Origin of the sequence: Caulobacter sp. D5 (assembly GCF_003185805.1) — a bacterium.
Taxonomy (GTDB): Bacteria; Pseudomonadota; Alphaproteobacteria; order Caulobacterales; family Caulobacteraceae; genus Caulobacter.
Genome location: NZ_QHJY01000319.1, coordinates 1 through 1,048, shown reverse-complemented (window position 1 = coordinate 1,048; position 1,048 = coordinate 1). Strand labels below are relative to the sequence as shown.

1 protein-coding gene is annotated in these 1,048 nt (G+C 69.8%); it reads right to left on the bottom strand.

Annotated elements, in window-relative coordinates:
- Positions 1-229 precede the first annotated feature (229 nt).
- On the bottom strand, positions 230-1,048 hold an 819-nt coding region (locus DMC18_RS19420), incomplete at its 5' end, for an efflux RND transporter permease subunit (protein WP_146218139.1).

Here is a 1,048-nt window from a genome sequence, read left to right as displayed (position 1 = left end):
TCCCCCTTCGGAGGGAATTAAGATCTTAATGGATTGGTAAGTAAATACATCGATCGGCCTAATTAAAACGCGCTACGGTTTCCTGTCCCGCATATGTGATGCGCACTATTTTGCAGTACTGGAGGGGTAATGGTCGCGTCTCGGGTGAATACATCTCTACGTGTGTAGCTGGTCGCGGCGTCGCAGGGTTGTCGGCGCGCCGACTGTCCCCGGACGCCGCGACCGGACGTCAGGCGTCGCGAGCCCTCGTCGGACGCGCCAACCGGGCCGCGAGGCTCGGCAGGGCCACCAGCGTCAGCAGGGTGGCGACGGCCAGGCCGCCGATCACCGCCGTGGCCAGGGGCTTCTGCACTTCCGCGCCCGCGCCGTGGGCCAGGGCCATCGGCAGGAAGCCGAGCATGGCCACCAGGGCGGTGGTCAGCACCGCCCGCAGCCGCGACATCGCCCCCTCGACGGCCGCGACAGCCGGCGCCAGGCCCGCCTCCAGCCGCTCGCCGATAGCCTGCAGCAGCACGAGGCCGTTCAGGGTCGAGATCCCCGACACGGCGATGAAGCCGACGGCGGCCGACACCGAGAACGGCATGCCCCGGGCCGCCAGGGCCAGGGTTCCGCCCACCAGCGCCAGGGGCGCGCAGGCGAACACCAGCGCCGCCTGCCGTACCGATCCCAGCGCTATCCAGAGCAGCCCGCCGATCAGCAGGGCGACGGCGGGCACCAGCAGGCCCAGTCGCGCCTCGGCCCGTTGCAGGTTCTCGAACTGCCCGCCCCAGTCCATCCAGGTTCCCGGCGGAAGCACGACCTCGCGACCGATCGCCGCACGCGCCTCGTCGACGAAACCGCCCAGGTCGCGGCCGCGCACATTGGCCTGCACCACGATGCGGCGCTTGCCGTTCTCGCGGCTGATCTGGTTGGGACCTTCGCCCTCCTTGAAGCGGATCACCGAGCCCAACGGCGCGAAGCCCGCCCCGTCGTTGATCGCCAGCGGGGTCTGGGCGACCACGGCCAGGTCGTTGCGGGCCGCGTCGGGCAACCGCACCACCACGTCGAA